This window comes from Pelomicrobium sp. G1 (assembly GCF_051905455.1).
Classification (GTDB): domain Bacteria; phylum Pseudomonadota; class Gammaproteobacteria; order Burkholderiales; family UBA6910; genus Pelomicrobium.
Map to the genome: position 1 here is coordinate 1 of NZ_JBQACR010000054.1, position 779 is coordinate 779.

At 66.5% G+C, this 779-nt stretch carries 1 protein-coding gene; it reads left to right on the forward strand.

From position 1 onward, the window contains the following. Positions 1 to 779 (forward strand): S1C family serine protease (locus ACTFO6_RS17370; protein WP_439935688.1); only part of this gene is annotated, 779 nt, incomplete at both ends.

The following is a 779-nucleotide window of genomic DNA, read 5'->3' on the forward strand; positions in this document are numbered from 1 at the left end:
TCATGGACCTGTGGACGCGCAACATCTTTACCATCCCCCGAGGCACTGGATCCGGTTTCATCTGGGACGAGCGCGGTCACGTGGTGACCAATTACCATGTGATCGCCGGGGCCTCGGAAGCCCGCGTTCAGTTGAGCGACGGCCGGGGCTACGGCGCCGCTCTGGTAGGGGCGAGCCCAGCCCATGACCTGGCGGTATTGCGCATCGGGGTAAGCGTAAACCGCCCTCCGCCCGTCCTCATCGGCACGAGCCACGACCTCAAAGTGGGGCAAAAGGTGTTCGCCATCGGCAATCCCTTTGGGCTGGACTGGACCCTCACCACAGGCATCGTCTCCGCCCTGGACCGGTCGCTGCCCGCCGGAGACGGCGAAAGTCTCATCGAGCACTTGATCCAGACCGATGCCGCCATCAATCCTGGCAACTCGGGCGGGCCGCTGCTGGACTCCGCCGGCCGGCTGATCGGCGTCAACACCGCCATCTATAGCCCTTCGGGGGCCTACGCCGGGGTGGGCTTCGCTGTTCCGGTGGACACCGTGAACCGGGTCGTGCCCCAGCTCATCGCCCACGGCAAGTATGTGCGTCCCGCCCTCGGCATCCAGGTGGACGAAGGCCTCAACCGGGTCATGACCGAGCGCCTGGGCGTAGAAGGGGTGCTGGTGTTGCGGGTGACGCCCGGCTCATCCGCGGAAGCCGCGGGGCTCAGAGCGGCAAGGGTGCAACCCGACGGCCGCTTCGTCCCAGGCGACATCATCACCGGCATTAACGACCAGCCCGTGGAC